This window comes from Luteolibacter ambystomatis, assembly GCF_018137965.1.
Lineage (GTDB): Bacteria > Verrucomicrobiota > Verrucomicrobiia > Verrucomicrobiales > Akkermansiaceae > Luteolibacter > Luteolibacter ambystomatis.
On the sequence record NZ_CP073100.1, the window covers coordinates 4,031,162 to 4,044,013 of the forward strand.

Sequence of the window (12,852 nt, forward strand, 5' to 3'; positions counted from 1 at the left end):
ATGATGATGATCCAATACTCCGCGGACGGACCAGACCATGTTCATTTCGAGGAAACGACTTCACTTTTTGGGAAGTTTCACCAAGGTGCCGGAGAATGTCCGCCGTCGGAATTCCCACCGTCATGCTCGCCCTGCCATTGTTCTATGGACAGGCGCGGCGCATCCGGGAGGGCGTGATGGCCCATGTGGACAGGCACGGCGGCTGGCGGCTGGTGGAATGCGATCTGGAGCAGGCGGCATCACGGCCGGAGGTCTTCACCGGCGTGGATGCCGTGATCACCTGGACGGGCGGTGATACCGGGTGGATGAAGGGCCTCGATGCCCGGGGATTGCCGGTGGTGAACTGCATGGACGATCCACCTGCCGTCCCCGGAATCTCACGGGTGGCCACGGAATGGCCATCGCTGGCACGGCTGGTGGTGGCTCATTTCAAGGATCTCGGACTGGAACACGCGGCGTATCTGGAGCGCCGGATCGGAACCGGCTCCTCCCGGCATCACCGGCTCAAAGCACTCCGGGAAATCACCCGGGAAGCGGGGATCACCTGCCACGGTCATGAACTGAGGGCACACGCGTGGCCGGGAACGGCACCGGCGGCCGATGAGCACAAGGTGGCGGATTTCCTGCGCGCCCTCCCGAAACCCTGCGGGGTGCTGTGTGAGGACGATCCGGCGGCGGTGCGGGTGCTGGAGATCGCGGCAAGGCATGGCCTGCGGGTTCCCTCGGATCTGGCCGTGGTGGGGCAGGGCAACCGTTTGATCGGCCGCACCGGACGACCCGCGCTCACCACCATCGTGCCACCGGGCGAGGAGATCGGCCTGAAGGCGGCGGAAGTCTTGTCCGAACGCATGGCCGGGCGTCTGCCACCCGGAGGCCTCTGGCTGCTGCCCTGCACCGATCTGTTGATACGGGACAGCACCCAGACGGCGGCGGCGGACCCGGCACTGGAACGGGCCTGGCGTTTGTTCGACAGGCGGGTGCTGGAGGGCATCACCGTGCAGGAACTGGCCGCTGCAGCAGGCGTTTCCACCAAGACGCTGGTGAAACGGTTCGGCACGCGCTTCGGGATCGACCCGGCGGGCGAAATCCGGCGGCGGCGCACGGAGGAAGCGAAGCGCCTGCTCGCGGAAACGGACACTCCGGTCGCGGAAATCGGACGGCGCTGCGGGTTCCCCTCCCCCTCCAACTTTTTCAACTTCTTCCGCCGCAACACCGGCGCCAGCCCAACGGATTTCCGCAGATCTTTTGCACGTTGACTGCTGCTCGACATCCCCCCTCCGCCACGTAATTTCGCAGCCACCACGGCCCGCTTTCCCATGATCCGCAACCTCATCGCCGCGCTGGCCCTGCTCGCGCCCGCCATCGCCCGCCCGGCCCTCGAGAAGCCGAACGTCATCGTGGTCCTGCTGGATGACGCCGGCTACGGCGATTTCTCCCATACCGGGAATCCGACGATCAACACGCCGAACCTCTCGCGCATGGTGAGCGAGGGTCTGAATTTCCCGCAGTTCTATTGCGGCTCGTCCGCCTGCACCGCCTCGCGCTACTCGATCCTCACCGGCCGCAATCCAATCCGTTCCGGTTTCGGCTCCTGGGTGCTCGGCCCGGAGTCGCCGCGCTACATGCACCCGAACGAGGTGACGCTGGCGGAGGGATTGAAACACCAGGGCTACGCCACCGGCATGTTCGGCAAGTGGCACCTCGGCACGCCGAACGCGGCCAACCAGATGACCCCGGATACCCTGCCGCTGGCGCACGGCTTCGACCAGTGGCTCGGGACCAACGTCTCCCACGACTATGAACATGGTACCAACCTGATCCGCAGCAACCCGCAGGGGAACTCGCCGGTCCAGGGTTACGAAATCATTGAAAAGGACATCCTCGGCAACGTGCCGGTGCTGGAGAGCCTGACCAAGCGTTACACGGACGCCGCCATCGACTTCATCAAGGCGAAGAAGGACGCGCCGTTCCTGATCTATTTCACGCCGAACTATCCGCACCTGCCGGTGCATGCCTCGAAGGATTTCCAGGGCACCTCGCTGCGCGGCCTCTACGGTGACTGCATCGAAGAGATCGACAGCAATCTCGGCCGCCTGCGCTCGGCATTGGAACAGTCCGGCATCGCCCAGAATACCCTGGTCATCTTCGCCTCCGACAACGGCCCGTGGATCAAGTACCAGGACACCGCCAAGGACGCGAAGTACGGTGAAGCCCGTATGTTGATCGGCTCCGCCCTGCCCTTCCGGGATGGCAAAGGCTCGACCTGGGAAGGCGGCCAGCGCGTGCCCGGCGTCTTCTGGTGGCCGGGCACCATCCGCCCCGGCACCGTGGTGCAGGCTCCGGCGAGCACCATGGATGTGCTCCCCACCGCTTTCGCACTGGCGGGTGAACCGCTGCCCACCGGCCGCACCCTCGATGGCCGGGACATCCGCCCGTATTTCAACGCGGATAAATTCCCCGGCACCGTTCCAAGTTTCACCTTCGCCTTCTCCGGATTCGGCGACAACTCGATCGGCGCGATCCGCAGGGGGCCTTGGAAGCTGCACACCAAGATCGCCTCCCAAACCGGCAACAACTACGGCTTCAAGCCCACGCCGGAAAAGCCGCTGCTTTTCAACGTCGAACAAGATCCCGGCGAACGCATCGACCGCGCCGCGGAGCAGCCGCAGACCGTGGCTGAATTGAAAAAGCTGCTCACCGACTACGCCGCGGGAGTCGAGAAGGAAGGCTCATTCTGGCCGCCCCTGCCGAAGCCCGACCCGAAGGCCAAGGGCAAACCGGGAGCCAAGCCGGTGGATGAGGATGAGTAGGACCATTGTGGCACAAGCATTCCTGCTTGTGAATGAGAGCGGCTCGATGCCGCCGACAGCAACAACCATCCAATAACTTCACGCGAGGCCGCCGGGAAACAGGGTGGATAGGAGCTTTCCGCTCCACCCACTCACAAGCAGGAATGCTTGTGCTACTTTCCCTGCTTGAGGAAATACACGCCGGAAGAGTTGGTCGTGCCATCGGTGCGAACTTCGGCTTCCAACACCATCGGCGTGTTCAGCGGGATCTCCGGCAAGTCGAGCTTCCAGGTGTTGTCCACATGCTCGTTACCGGTGTGGCCTTCATGCAGATCCTTCGACACGATCTCGCTGCCGAAGCGCAGTGTGACATTGCGTACGTGCAATCGGCTGCGGCCTCCCTGGTAAAGCGCGCCGAAGGTCCACGGCCCACCCGCATCGAGATGTTTCGTGAGGTCGATCGTGATTTTCTTCCACTGCGTGGCATACTGGTCTGCGGACCAAGAACCCACTTGAACGGCCCCCTGCGGCAGCGCGTTCTGTTGTGGTGTTACTTTGGTGGACACCTGCGTCTGGATCAGTGAGCCATACTTTCCGAGCAATTCCTTGCCGATCGCGGCGGCATCTCCCTCCACCTTTGCAGGAAGCTGGTGAGCGGTCGTGATCCATGCCCATTCCTTGTCTGCAAGCACGCTGAAGTAGTCATTCGCCCTCAACGCCGGGCGCCCATGCGCCTGCTTGAGGCCCTCCTCGGTCCAGGTGCCGCCGGATTTGAGCACCTCCGCCAGATGTCGGTGGAAATCATTCCAACGCATGCGGTAGTAGCCGCCCACCAGACCGGACCATTCGCGCCACGCGTAGTCGAAAATAACCGGGTCGCTGCCGCCCTTCTCGGGTCCCCACCACGTCACCAGCATCACCGCATTGCGCTCATAAAGCGCGCGCTCCTCATCGGTCCTGCCGAAACGGCGGGCGTCCGAGATCCACTTGCCCAGCGAGTATTCGCCGCGGGTGGCTAGCAGCCGGTCGATGTCCGCGAGCAGTCCATCGAAGGTCTTCACGAGTTCCGCGAAACGGGCCGCATCCTTGTTGCGGAAGGCTTCGGCAATCTCACGTTGCAAAGGCTGGCAGGCATTCGACAGCACCTGACGACCGACATCGACCACATCGAATCGCCAGGCATCTGACTTCGAAAGCACGGGTGCGTCCTGCAACAGCAACTCCCAGGCTCGTAGTAATTCCGGTGCCGCGTAGGGAATGGAGAATCCGGCATTGGGTCCGGATTTCTTCGGGTCGAGCGCCGGACGTGCGGCAGGCATCGAGGAATTCTCCGTGCCCATGGTTCCCGGCTTGTAGGGACCGGCGAGCAGGATCTTCCATGCCTCCACCGCGGCAGCGGACTCCGCGCCATAACGGCGGCGCGCATAGGCTTTCAGCCACTCGTCGGGATCGACCGGGCCGCTGCGCCAAACGCTGTCGAAGGCCAGATCATACACCACCGGATTCTGCACGATGGCTTCCATGAAGAGGCCCATGCCGGTCGCGTTCGGCGCGGCTTCGCGGGTCTTGTGGAAGGGATTCGCCGCCAACGAGCGCAGGTCGCCGTGCAGATTGATGCGGCCGCCGAAGTTGTGAAGCATGCCGGTCACGAAGGGACGGCCCCAGAACTTCTCGGTGGAGTTCGCACGCGAACCATTGAGATCCAGCACCAGCAGGCTCTCCGCTGGCACGGCGGTGGCGATCGGCTTGCGGATCGACCACGACTGCATCACCCACACCGGCTTGTCGGCGGCCTTCCGCATGTTCTCGAAGATGGTCTTGCCGACATTGACGAGATATTCGTCACCCGGTTTCGGCGGCGAGCTTTCATGAAACGGATCGGCGGCGATGTAATGCAGGGGGCCGTAGAATTTACGAAGCTCCTCGTACCAAGTCGCCGCGATCTTTCCGAACAACGGATCAAGCGGATCCAATTGCGCGCTGCCCGGGAAGGCGCACCACGATGGCTGGTTCGCCACCCCCGCATCCGGGAACTTCCGCTTCAGCTCGCGCGGCACGAAGCCGGAGAACCCCTGGTAAATCGGCTCCATCCCCAGCTCGCGCTCGCGAGCGGAGATCTTGCGCGAGAGTTCGCGGCGCTGGTCGAGCCACGACTTCGGCAGGGGCCCGCAGTGGCTCTGGATGTTCGTCATCCACTGCCACGCGAAGAACGCCGGACCGACCAGGAACTTGCGCGCCTCCTCATCGCTGAAACCGTGCTTCAACAGCGTGTCATACCACACGCACTCGAGACCCGTGACATCGAGCGGACGGTTGATGCCATTGAGCGCGAGAAAATCGAGCACACGCTGCCAGTCGTTCCAATCCCACCATGCGCCGGTGTAGCTGAGCGTACACCAGTTGAAGAACACGCGGTGCTGGAACTCATTCACCACCCGCTCCTTCGCCCCCACCTTGGGCAGCGTGGCAGGGAGATTCATCTGATCACCGCAGAATGAGAGATGGCACTGCGCGCGGGTCTTCAGGTAGTGGCCCAGCGCGGAGGCGATGGAGACGCCATTGTTGCCGCGCAGCACGATCTTCCCTCCGGGGCCATCCTCGATTTCGAAGACATCCTTACCATCTTCCGTTGGGATTTCTTGGACGTGGAACTCGCCCGCTCGGTCCTTCGCAACGCGTTTAACGAGAGAACTGGCGGCAAATTCCGCCGGAGTTGCGGCGTGGAGCACAGGCACCACGAACAATAAGAGAAGCCAAATACGATTCATTGGGAAGGAGTGCCGTTTTCCGGATATTACTGACCATTTTTCTGCAGATTTAGATTCGATAATTGGCAAAATTGCGGAATTTGTACCCGATTTTGGCCAAACGGGGAGAATGCTCTGGAATGCACCCGTCGGGTGGAATAGTTCCGCGCCCATGGTCATCGGCGTACCGAAAGAAATCAAAGCGCAGGAAAACCGCGTCAGCATGATCCCCGGATCGGTCGCGGATCTCGTCAAGCGCGGCCACAAGGTCATCGTGCAAAAGCAGGCGGGCGAAGGCGCCAGCTATCACGACAGTCAATACGAGGCCGTGGGTGCCACGCTTGTGGACACTGCGGCGGATGTTTTCGCCCAGGCGGAAATGATCGTGAAGGTGAAGGAACCGCAGGCATCCGAGATCGCGATGCTGAAGCCCCATCACCTGCTTTTCACCTATCTCCACCTCGCCGCCAGCAAGCCGCTGACGGAAGGACTGCTCGCCACCGGTTGCACCGCGGTCGCCTATGAGACCATCGAGGTGAACCGCCGCCTGCCACTGCTCGAACCGATGAGTGAGATCGCGGGCCGCATGTCCGCCATCGTCGGCTCCTACCATCTCGCGAAGCATCGCGGCGGCCGTGGCACGCTGCTCGGCGGCGTGCCGGGCGTAGCTCCGGGCCGTGTGGTCGTGCTCGGCGGCGGTACCGCAGGCGTGAATGCCGCACGCGTGGCCACCGGCATCGGCGCGGACGTGACCATCCTGGAAGTCGATTTCGAGCGCATGCGCTTCCTCGACATCACCATGGATGGCGCTCACACCGTTTACTCGAACGAAGCCAACCTCACCGAACTGCTGCCGCGCGTGGACCTTGTCATCGGCGCGGTGCTCGTTCCCGGCGCGAAGGCACCGAAGCTCATCACCCGCGAGATGCTGCGCATGATGCCGAAGGGCAGCGTGTTCGTGGACATCGCGGTCGACCAGGGCGGTTGCTCGGAAACCACCCGTCCAACCACTCACGACGATCCGACGTATGAGGAGGAAGGCGTGCTCCACTACTGCGTGGCGAACATGCCGGGCGCCTACTCCCGCACCGCCACCCAGGCGCTGAACAACGTGACCCACCCGTGGACGATGCTGATCGCCGACAAGGGTCTCAAGGAAGCCTGCCGCATCCGCCCGGACCTGCTCAAAGGCATCAACACCGCCGGTGGCAGGCTCACCTGTGAACCGGTGGCGCTGGCGCACGACATGCCGTTCACCTGCGCGAAGGAAGCGGTGCTGTAATCCCACAGCCACGATCTGAAACAAAAAGGCAGAAGCCCGCGGGCTTCTGCCTTTTGATTTTTTCAGAGGCTCGACGGATAAAGTCCGCCGCCACGATCAAAGCTCGATGCTGTATTCCGTGCCCGCCTTGGTCGGGAACGAGAACACGCCGTTCTTCGCTGCAACTTGTGCGGTGCGGCCACCGGTTTCCTTCAGGGTGATGGTGGCGGGATTGCCGGGCAGACGCACGGAAGCAGGCTGGCCGAGGCCGGAACGGATTTTCGTGCCCGTGAGCTTGCCGTCCTTCCAGGCCGCATCGACCTCGAAGCCACCGCGACCGCGCAGGCCTTTCACCGAGCCGTCCTTCCATGCGGGCGGCAACGCCGGCAGGATCGAGAGTTCATCCGCGTGCGATTGCAGCAACGTCTCGCAAATACCCGCGGTGATGCCGAAGTTGCCATCGATCTGGAACGGCGGGTGGGTGGTGAAGAGATTCGGCATCGTGTTGTAGGTCAACAGGCCGCGGATCATTTCCCCGGCCTTGTCCGGACGATTGAGACGCGCCCACAGCGCGGTGCGCCATGGCCAGGTCCACGAACGGCGCGAGTCGCCGGAGGTGCCGCGCGCTTCCAGCGAAACCGCCGCCGCCTTCGCGAAATCCGGCGTGCCGCTCATGCTGATCTGCTTGCCGGGATACACGGCGTAGAGATGCGAGGTGTGGCGATGGCCGCTCTTCTCCTCGTTCGGCCGCTCGGTGGTCCATTCCATGAGCTGGCCCCATGAGCCAATCTTCGGGCCGAGCAGCTTGTCGCGGGCGGCGGCCACCTTGTCGGTGAAGGCATCCCTTTTCCCGAGCGCCTTGGAGGCCGCAAGGGTGTTGTTGAAAAGATCCCACACGATCTGCTGGTCATGCGCCACACCGTCCTCGCGCGGACCATGCTCGGGCGACCAGCCTTTCGGCGCGACGAGCTTGCCATCCTTCTCGACCAGGTGGGCGAGCCAGTATTCGGACACATCGTGAAGTACGGGCCATGCCGTTTTTTCAAGGAACGCCTTGTCACCGGTGAAGGCGTAGTGATCCCAGAAATGCTGGGCCAGCCATGCCGAGCCGGGCGTGTTCCAGTCCCAGCCATTGCCGCCGAAGATGTTCACCGAGGTGCGCATCGTCCAACCGGGTGTGTCCGCGCCGAAGGCCTTCTTCGTGGCCGCCACGCTGCCGGGGATCATGGCGGTGGTCCAGTTGAACAACGGCATCGCGCAGTCCGACAGGTTCGCCGGCTCCGCCAGCCAGTAGTTCATCTGGAGGTTGATGTTGATGTGGTAGTCGGAGAACCACGCCGGTTTGTTGCTGTCGTTCCACAACCCTTGCAGGTTGGCAGGCAGCACATCGCGCGAGCTGGAGATCAGCAGATAGCGGCCGTAGTGGAACATCAGCGCCTCCAGGTTCGGATCCGCCTCGCCTTTCTTGTAGGCATCGAGGCGCTCGTCGACCGGCTTGTCCGGAGCCGCGCCAAGGTCGAGATCGACCCGGCCCATCAGCTTCTGGAAATCGGCGATGTGGGAGGCGCGCAGCGTGGCGTAGGGCTTCGCGGCCGCCACGGCGATCTGCTTCTGGACCAACGCGTCCGGATCGACTCCGCTGCGGAAGTTCTTCTTCGGGTCGAGCGCGTAATCGGTCGCCGCACCGAGGATCAGCGTGGCCGCATTGCCGGACCACGAAACCTTGTCCGCGGTCGTGGTGACCTTGCCGCCATCGCACAGCACTTTCACGCGCGCGGCATAGCGGAGATCATTGGAGAGCTTGCCGGAAAACGCATCGTCCGAGCCGCTGGCGGCGGACTTCTGGCCGTGAGCGTCGGTCATGCCGATGCTGCCGCTCACCTTGCCGGGTTTGTCCGCAGTGATGCGCACCACGATCACATTGTCCGGATGGCTGGCAAAGACCTCGCGGGTGAACTTGGTGCCATCCTGTTTCCAGGTCGTGGTGTGGATGGCGGTGGACAGATCCAAGGTGCGGGAGAAATCCGTGATCGCCGCACCGTCAGCACCCGCCGATTCCTGGCCGTCGAGCGCGATGTCCGCGACCTGGAAGTGATTGTCATCCTTCGCCGGAGCGAAGACGAAGCGGTAGTAGCGGAACCTGGAACTCTTATCCGAAGCAACGGCGTAGTGCTTGGTTTCGCCGCGCTTCGCATAGGGGGCATCCCCCTTGTGCTCATCCAGCGTACGCCAGGCCTTGCCATCCTCGGAGCCCTCGAACTTCCACGTCCGCGGATCGCGGGCCGGAACGTCGTTGGCCGAAGTGAACGAGTAACCCGGCACGGCCTTCGCCGCTCCCAGATCGATCTGCCAGACGATGTCCTTGTCCTGGTGCTCCATGCACCACTTGGTGTCCGCCTTGCCATCCCCGGCATTGCCGATGTCTTGGCCGTTCGACGGCTCCTGGCCGCTCGTGCTGACCGGATCGGAACCCACCGGATCACTTGGACCACCGGACTCGAGAAACAGGTCGCCGAAATTCTGATACGCTCCGAACTGGGTCACGTCATATCCCCCCGAGGGATTGTCCGTGCCGGTCCAGAGCGTGATGTCATTGAACTGGATGCGCTCCTTCAGCGGATTGCCGAAAACCATCGCGCCGATCCGGCCGTTGCCAACCGGTTGCGCCTGGCTCTCCCAGTTCGAGGCGGGATACTTGTCCGCGTTGCCAAAGGACCCGGAGGGGCCGGAGCTGGCGCCTCCTTTCCCGACAGGTGGTTTTGTGAAACGGATTTCCAATGGCTGACCGGCCAGGACCGGAAGCGCCATTGCGGCGAGCACGAGCAAAGAACGCATAACGTGGACAATGGGAAACGAATGATCCAAGTCTTGGAAGTTCAATTCCCATCAAACGAAGGGAATTCCATTTTTCCAAAGAACCCCTCTTACCCCACGGACTGCGTCCTTCTTTCTCAAATCCGCCGCAGTGCCCGGCGATTTTCTGACCGCGGGGCATCTGAAATGGCATGCTATTTTTTGAAAAGTCCGCTGAAGAAGTCGCTCATGTCCTTCCATGAACCGGTATCCGCCGCCTCGTTGTAGGCGGAGCCTTTGGACGGGTCATTGCCCGCGCTCTTCTGGGTGAACGAATGGACGGCTCCCGGATAGAGCACCACCCGGCAATCCGCCCCGGCATCGGACATCTCTTTTTTCAACGCCTCCACCTGCGCCGCCGGCGCATGCGGGTCATCGGCTCCATGGAGGACCAGCACCTTCGCCTTCACGGTGCCTTTCTTCGCCTCCATGCCGGAAGCGGCATCCAGCGAACCGTGGAAAGACACCACGCCCTTGAGATCCACCTCCGCCCGGGCAAGCTCCAATACGGCTAGTCCGCCGAAACAGTAACCGATGGCACCGAGATTCGCCGTGTCCGTGTGCTCGTCTTTTTTCAGCGCGTCGAGTGCGGCATAGAGGCGTTCGCGCAGGAGCTTGCGGTCGTTCTTGTACTTCCCGGCTTCCTTGCCTGCCTCCGGTGGTTTGGGTCGGACACCCTGGCCGTACACATCGGCGGCGAGGACGTTGTAGCCGAGTTTGGCCAGCTTGCGGCTTTGTTCCTTCTCGTGCTCGCCGAGGCCGGTCCATTGGTGGACCACGAGGATGCCGGGACGCTTGCCGGTGACGGCATCGTCATAGACGTGGAAGCCCTCGAGCTTCACGCCGCCTTGTTCGTAAACCACGGGCTTTTCAACCAGTTCGGCGGAGGCGATCGAAAGCGTCGCGGCGATGGCGGAGAGGATGTGGCGGGTCATCCGGCACCAAGACACCGGAGCTGTTGGGTTGTCAAATGGCTCTTCGTACGTAGTTCCTCCTTCAGGAGGGTGTCTCGGACGGCACCCTTTCCCCCCTGCCCGCATCGTTCCAAACAGCCCGTGGGATACTTTGAAGTCATAGACGCCCTCCTAAAGGAGGAACTACTTACAAAGAACCTCAATTGGACGACTCTATATCGTCCTCCGTCCACATTTGACGATCCGGCCCGGCGGAGCGGATGTCGGTGCGTCCCGCCGTCATGGAGTGGAAGAAGTACGGCGTGCCCCAGCGGTCGATGAGCTGGCCCGAGGCATTCACAAAAGGGACGTTCGCGGGCAGATAGGCGAGGCGCTTCGGGTTGTTTCCCAACAACGCGGCGGTGATTTCCTCGTTCTCGCCGGTGGGATTCCCCCCGCTGTTTTTGCCGTATGTGGCGAGCACCAGGGACAAACTTGAAAGATCATCCTGCGGCAGAGTCTCCGGAGAATTCAAACGAGCCATGTCTGCGGCGATGGGAAGCAGGGTGACCGGCAGCTCCACGCGGGCAGGAACGGGCGGAGCCGTATTCAGCGAAGGAGGCTCCCCCGCAAGTGGTGCAACACCAGACATTGGATCGCGCCACTTCCAGATGACGATGCCCGCCAGCGCCGCGAGGACGAAGCCACCGATGACCTTCGCCTTGCTCACAGGAACGCGAGATTCGCCGAGGAAACGCTGAACGGACTGTCGAAGCGCCCGAGGTTCGGGAAGATCGCCGCCAGTTCGCTGGAACCCGCGCCCATCCAGGAAGCCAGCACCGACGAGTATTGGTCGACGGAGGTTCCCGGAATCCAGCGGCCGCGGTTGGTGGTGCCCGCGTCGATCGATCCCGCGACGGAGCCGGTCTTCAACGACGGGAACTGGCCGTAGAGATCACCGCCCTGGACCGCTCCCCCCATGACCAACGCATGACCGCCCCAGGCGTGGTCCGATCCCGCCTTGGTGGCGTCGACGTTGTTCGAAGTGAGGGTGCGGTTGAAATCGGAGGCGGTGAAGGTGACGACATTGTCCCACACACCGAGCGCGACCAACGTGTCGTAGAAAGCCTTCAATGAATTGTTCAGCTCGGTCATCAGGTTGCCGTGCGAAGTGAGCAAGGTCTGGTGGGTATCGTAGCCACCGACCTGGCAGAAGAAGATCTGGCGGTTGTTGCCGAGCGCGGTGCGGCCCGCGATGAGCTTCGCGATCATTTTCATCTGCTGGCCGAGCGAGGTGGTGGCATTCACGAACTTCGCATCGAAGTCCACACCGCTCGCGGCCGCCGCGGTGAGAGCCGCACCGATGGTGCCCTCCGTGGCACGGGCACGCGCGACCACGCGGTTGTATTCCTCCTCATGCAGGTTCGCATGGGTCAGTCGCATGATGTCCTCGAAGGCCTTCAAACGCCGCCCCTGGTCGCGATCGAGACGATAGCCGCCGGCATTGATCGCGCCATCGTAGGGGTCGTTGTCCGTCGCATCACTGACGCTGCTGAATCCGGAAAGCGGCACGGTGCCGGTGGACTGCACCACGTACTGCGTGACTTGGCCGGACGTGCCAACCTGGAACGAATTGATGCCCGCCAGCGAAACGGACATCGAGACCTTCGAATTGCTGGCATTGTACGAGGCATTTAGTAGGTCCGCGGCCCGGCCACCCCAGCCTGAAGTAAAGGGCTTGTCCGAAACGGAGGACTGCCACTGCGTCTGCTGGTCCGAGTGGGAGAAAAGCTGGGTGGGCAGCGGCACCTGTCCGCCGGAGTAGGCCGCACGGTCCGCTACCGGGAACGCCAGCGTGCCGACATTGCACAGCACCGCCAGCTCGCCGCTGTTGAAGAGGTTCGCCACGTCCGCCATGTTCGGGTGCAGGCCCATCGGAGCCACGTTTCCACCGTAGTACTTCGTGAAAGCCTTGGTGGTCGCAGGCACGGTGAGCGGCTGGAGCAGGGTGCGGTCGAGCGCGAGCACTCCGCGGCCCGTCTCGTAATCCTTGCGGGCGGCATCACTGGCCGGATCGCCGCGCGGCACCAGCAGGTTGTTCGAATCATGGCCGCCATTCAGGAACAGGCAGACCAGCGCCCTGTAACCGGTTCCTCCCCCTCCCTGCGCCATGGCCGCCGTCATCAGGCGCATCTGAGCCAGCGCATTGACCAGACCCGTCACGCCCAGTGACGCGCAGGCCGACTGGCGGATGAAATCGCGGCGCGTACGGAGCTCTTCCTTCTTGTACTGTTTCATGGCGAGGGAGG

Annotated in this window: 8 protein-coding genes; 3 read left to right on the forward strand and 5 right to left on the reverse strand. The window is 62.7% G+C overall.

All coding sequences use genetic code 11. The features are described 5' to 3' along the window. The first annotated feature begins 95 nt into the window (after window positions 1-95). The gene (locus KBB96_RS15530) at window positions 96-1,256 is read left to right on the forward strand and encodes a substrate-binding domain-containing protein (protein WP_211630408.1); all 1,161 of its coding nucleotides are present in this window, start codon (window positions 96-98) and stop codon (window positions 1,254-1,256) included. A gap of 60 nt (window positions 1,257-1,316) precedes the next feature. Then, window positions 1,317-2,810 (forward strand): sulfatase family protein, encoded by a 1,494-nt coding sequence (locus KBB96_RS15535; protein ID WP_211630410.1) that lies wholly within the window; start codon window positions 1,317-1,319, stop codon window positions 2,808-2,810. Between the two features lie 152 nt (window positions 2,811-2,962). Here the strand turns inward: KBB96_RS15535 and KBB96_RS15540 are convergent, their stop codons facing one another. After that, window positions 2,963-5,557, reverse strand: a complete 2,595-nt coding sequence (locus KBB96_RS15540; protein ID WP_211630412.1) for an alpha-N-acetylglucosaminidase — start codon at window positions 5,555-5,557, stop codon at window positions 2,963-2,965. A 151-nt stretch (window positions 5,558-5,708) separates the two neighbouring features. On the opposite strand from KBB96_RS15540, the gene ald reads away from it, so the two are divergent. After that, window positions 5,709-6,818, forward strand: coding sequence for an alanine dehydrogenase (gene ald, locus KBB96_RS15545; RefSeq protein WP_211630414.1), 1,110 nt, complete (start codon window positions 5,709-5,711; stop codon window positions 6,816-6,818). A 96-nt stretch (window positions 6,819-6,914) separates the two neighbouring features. On the opposite strand, the gene KBB96_RS15550 is transcribed toward ald, so the two are convergent. The 4 genes from KBB96_RS15550 to KBB96_RS15565 all read right to left on the reverse strand — a co-directional run bounded on the left by KBB96_RS15550 (window position 6,915) and on the right by KBB96_RS15565 (window position 12,841). Next, window positions 6,915-9,632, reverse strand: coding sequence for a glycosyl hydrolase family 95 catalytic domain-containing protein (locus tag KBB96_RS15550; protein ID WP_211630416.1), 2,718 nt, complete (start codon window positions 9,630-9,632; stop codon window positions 6,915-6,917). A gap of 173 nt (window positions 9,633-9,805) precedes the next feature. Further along, window positions 9,806-10,585 carry a dienelactone hydrolase family protein gene (locus KBB96_RS15555; protein ID WP_211630417.1) on the reverse strand — a complete coding sequence of 260 codons (780 nt, stop codon included), beginning with the start codon at window positions 10,583-10,585 and terminating at the stop codon, window positions 9,806-9,808. 178 nt (window positions 10,586-10,763) lie between these two features. Next, entirely contained in the window at window positions 10,764-11,273 is a 510-nt protein-coding gene (locus KBB96_RS15560; protein WP_211630418.1) for a type II secretion system protein GspG, read from the reverse strand. After that, window positions 11,270-12,841, reverse strand: a complete 1,572-nt coding sequence (locus KBB96_RS15565; RefSeq protein WP_211630419.1) for a DUF1501 domain-containing protein — start codon at window positions 12,839-12,841, stop codon at window positions 11,270-11,272. Before KBB96_RS15565 ends, KBB96_RS15560 begins: the two co-directional genes overlap by 4 nt. Window positions 12,842-12,852 lie beyond the last annotated feature (11 nt).

Bases quoted from the DNA above. Each gene is read 5' to 3' on its own strand.
- KBB96_RS15530 (WP_211630408.1), top strand. From the start codon at position 96: ATGTCCGCCGTCGGAATTCCCACCGTCATGCTCGCCCTGCCATTGTTC.
- KBB96_RS15535 (WP_211630410.1), top strand. From the start codon at position 1,317: ATGATCCGCAACCTCATCGCCGCGCTGGCCCTGCTCGCGCCCGCCATC.
- KBB96_RS15540 (WP_211630412.1), bottom strand. From the start codon at position 5,557: ATGAATCGTATTTGGCTTCTCTTATTGTTCGTGGTGCCTGTGCTCCAC.
- ald (WP_211630414.1), top strand. From the start codon at position 5,709: ATGGTCATCGGCGTACCGAAAGAAATCAAAGCGCAGGAAAACCGCGTC.
- KBB96_RS15550 (WP_211630416.1), bottom strand. From the start codon at position 9,632: ATGCGTTCTTTGCTCGTGCTCGCCGCAATGGCGCTTCCGGTCCTGGCC.
- KBB96_RS15555 (WP_211630417.1), bottom strand. From the start codon at position 10,585: ATGACCCGCCACATCCTCTCCGCCATCGCCGCGACGCTTTCGATCGCC.
- KBB96_RS15565 (WP_211630419.1), bottom strand. From the start codon at position 12,841: ATGAAACAGTACAAGAAGGAAGAGCTCCGTACGCGCCGCGATTTCATC.